The following is a 3,163-nucleotide window of genomic DNA, read 5'->3' on the forward strand; positions in this document are numbered from 1 at the left end:
CGGCGCAAACCTCGACAAACTCAAGCACGACCTGCAGGAGTTCATCGACTCCACCACGCCTTTGATCCCCGTTCATGACGAAGATCGCGAAACCCAGCCAACCCTGGGCTTCCAGCGTGTACTGCAACGTGCTGTTTTCCACGTACAGAGCTCGGGCAAGCGTGAAGTGACTGGCGCCAATGTGCTGGTTGCAATCTTCAGTGAGCAAGAGAGTCAGGCAGTGTTTCTGCTGAAACAGCAGAGCGTTGCGCGCATTGATGTCGTCAACTACATCGCTCATGGCATTTCCAAAGTGCCGGGGCATGGCGATCACTCTGAAGGTGAACAAGATATGCAGGACGATGAGGGCGGTGAGTCTTCTTCTTCAGGCAATCCTCTGGATGCTTATGCCAGCAACCTCAACGAACTCGCGCGCCAGGGTCGTATTGATCCGCTGGTCGGCCGCGAATCGGAAGTCGAGCGTGTCGCGCAGATTCTCGCGCGTCGGCGCAAAAACAATCCGCTGCTGGTCGGCGAGGCAGGCGTGGGTAAAACCGCGATTGCCGAAGGCCTGGCCAAGCGCATTGTCGACAACCAGGTGCCTGATCTGCTGGCCAACAGCGTTGTCTACTCGCTCGATCTCGGTGCTCTGCTCGCAGGCACCAAATATCGTGGTGATTTCGAGAAGCGCTTCAAGGCGCTGCTCAATGAGCTGAAAAAACGTCCGCAGGCCATCCTGTTCATTGACGAGATCCACACCATCATTGGTGCGGGTGCTGCGTCAGGCGGCGTGATGGATGCTTCGAACCTGCTCAAGCCGCTGCTGTCGTCTGGCGACATTCGTTGCATCGGCTCGACCACGTTCCAGGAATTCCGTGGCATCTTCGAGAAGGATCGAGCCCTGGCGCGTCGCTTCCAGAAGGTCGATGTCGTCGAGCCGTCGGTGGAAGACACCATCGGTATCCTGCGCGGTCTGAAAGGGCGTTTCGAAGCGCACCACAACATCGAATACAGTGATGAGTCGTTGCGCGCTGCCGCAGAACTGGCATCGCGCTACATCAATGACCGGCACATGCCGGACAAGGCCATCGATGTGATCGACGAGGCGGGTGCCTATCAGCGTCTGCAGCCGGTCGAAAAACGCGTGAAGCGCATTGAAGTGCCACAGGTTGAAGATATTGTGGCGAAGATCGCGCGGATTCCTCCGAAGCACGTGACCAGTTCCGACAAGGAACTGCTGCGTAACCTGGAGCGTGACCTGAAACTGACGGTGTTTGGTCAGGACGCGGCGATCGATTCGCTGTCTACCGCGATCAAGCTGTCCCGTGCCGGCCTCAAGTCGCCTGACAAGCCAGTTGGTTCGTTCCTGTTCGCCGGACCGACCGGTGTCGGTAAAACCGAAGCCGCGCGCCAATTGGCCAAGGCGTTGGGGATCGAGCTGGTTCGCTTCGACATGTCCGAGTACATGGAGCGCCACACTGTATCGCGTCTGATCGGTGCGCCTCCGGGGTATGTCGGGTTTGATCAGGGCGGTCTGTTGACCGAAGCGATCACCAAGCAGCCGCACTGCGTATTGCTGCTCGATGAAATCGAGAAGGCGCACCCGGAAGTCTTCAACCTGCTGCTGCAGGTGATGGACCACGGTACGCTCACCGACAACAACGGTCGCAAGGCGGACTTCCGCAATGTGATCGTGATCATGACCACCAACGCCGGTGCCGAAACGGCAGCACGCGCTTCGATCGGTTTCACCCATCAGGACCACTCGTCTGATGCGATGGAAGTGATCAAGAAGAGCTTTACGCCGGAATTCCGCAACCGTCTGGACACCATTATCCAGTTTGGTCGCCTCAGTCATGAGGTCATCAAAAGTGTGGTGGACAAGTTCCTTACCGAGCTTCAGGCGCAGCTGGAAGACAAGCGGGTACTCCTGGAAGTCACCGATGCGGCGCGTAGCTGGCTGGCGGCGGGTGGTTATGATGCGGCAATGGGCGCTCGTCCGATGGCGCGTCTGATTCAGGACAAGATCAAGCGTCCGCTGGCGGAGGAGATTCTGTTTGGCGAGCTGGCCGAGCATGGCGGTGTGGTTCACATCGACATCAAGGACGGGGAGTTGACGTTCGACTTCGAGACTACTGCTGAAATGGCCTGACGGCTGGTTGTAAGTAAAAGGCGCCTTCGGGCGCCTTTTTGTTGTCTGCTGTTTTTGGGTGTATATCCGTTGCTGCGGTAACGGCTTCTTAGGGTTCCGCCCTGACGGCGGGTCACTTTGGCAAACGCCCCAAAGTAACCAAAAGTCTTTGCCCTGACGTTCGGCCCTCGCTGTGGCTCGGGTTCCTTCGCTGCGGGATTGATCCGGGGGCATCGCCTCCGGTTTGCTTCGCTGCACCTCCTCTCGATGTGTTTGGCTGCGCCAAATGGTCGCTGCGCTCCCACCCCCCGGATCAATCCCTCCACTCAGCCTTCCGACGGGCCTTCAGATCAAGAGCTTTACTCGAGCTAACGCTCATTGTGTTGAGTGGGGCGGCATGCGCCGCGTGCGGGGTGTACTCAATTCCTTGTGGGAGCTGGCTTGCCAGCGATGGCGGCCTGATAGCCGACCAAGCTCTGACGTGTCTACTCATTCCCTGTAGGAGCTGCCGAAGGCTCGTGCCGCGATCGGACGATCTTTTGATTTGGCTCTGGCTCTGGCTCTTGCTTTTGATGTTGTTTTTGCTCTTTTGCCCCTTCGGCAGGCCGAGCGTAGGTGTTCATCCGGGGGGTAGGCGCGCAGCGCCGTGCGGCGAAGCCGCACACATCGAGAGGAGGTGCAGCGCAGCAAACCGTAGGCGATGCGCCCGGATGGGCACCGTAGCGAGGGAACACTGAGCCTCAGCGAAGTGCCGTACGCCGGGGCAAAAGCCTTTTGGTTCCTTTTTGGCGTTTGAAAAAGGGACTCGCTGTAAGAGCGAAACCGCCAGCGGCAGCACCCGCAGCAACGGATATGCCCCCCCCCAAAAAAAACCAAACCCCTAAACCGCAGACAAACAAAAACGCCCGGCAAAGCCGGGCGTCTTGTATTGACTTGATTAACGAGCGCGGTAAGTAATGCGCCCTTTGCTCAAGTCATAGGGCGTCAGCTCGACGCGCACTTTGTCACCGGTAAGAATACGAATGTAGTTCTTGCGCATCTTGCCGGAAATAT

General features: G+C 58.0%; 2 protein-coding genes. One reads left to right on the forward strand and one right to left on the reverse strand.

The window, feature by feature from the left end:
- Window positions 1-2,131: ATP-dependent Clp protease ATP-binding subunit ClpA (clpA, locus tag ACIOVB_RS26625; protein ID WP_401272174.1), on the forward strand; the 2,131-nt coding region annotated here is incomplete at its 5' end.
- A gap of 916 nt (window positions 2,132-3,047) precedes the next feature.
- Here clpA and infA read toward each other — a convergent pair.
- A partial coding sequence (gene infA / locus ACIOVB_RS26630) for a translation initiation factor IF-1 (protein ID WP_401272177.1) occupies window positions 3,048-3,163 on the reverse strand: 116 nt, incomplete at its 5' end.

It is taken from the genome of Pseudomonas sp. NPDC087639, from assembly GCF_044743385.1.
Lineage (GTDB): Bacteria > Pseudomonadota > Gammaproteobacteria > Pseudomonadales > Pseudomonadaceae > Aquipseudomonas.